This is a genomic window from Alteromonas confluentis (assembly GCF_001757105.1).
In the GTDB taxonomy this organism is placed as follows: domain Bacteria; phylum Pseudomonadota; class Gammaproteobacteria; order Enterobacterales; family Alteromonadaceae; genus Alteromonas; species Alteromonas confluentis.
Window position 1 is genome coordinate 460,077 of the sequence record NZ_MDHN01000041.1, and the last position, 320, is coordinate 460,396.

Annotated in this window: 1 protein-coding gene; it reads left to right on the forward strand. The window is 54.4% G+C overall.

The annotated features are described in order from the left end of the window. Positions 1-320, forward strand: a 320-nt coding sequence (locus tag BFC18_RS21805; RefSeq protein ID WP_170826635.1) for an Ig-like domain-containing protein, incomplete at both ends; no start/stop codon positions are given.

Sequence of the window (320 nt, forward strand, 5' to 3'; positions counted from 1 at the left end):
ACTACTGATTTACCTGTCGGCGAAACGGTATCGATCACGGTGACCGATGCCAATGGCGACGCGCAAACCTTCACGGCTACCGTTCAACCAGACGGTTCGTTCAGTGCCGATGTTCCTGCGGACATGGCCGATGGTGCTTATACTGTTGAAGCCACCGCTACTGACGCAGCAGGTAACGCCACGACTGCAACCGACAACAACGGTGAAATCGATACTGCAGCACCAGTCATCACCCTTGATCCACATACGCTGGGCAAGGACGCCACACCAACAGTATCGGGAACTACTGATTTACCTGTCGGCGAAACGGTATCGATCAC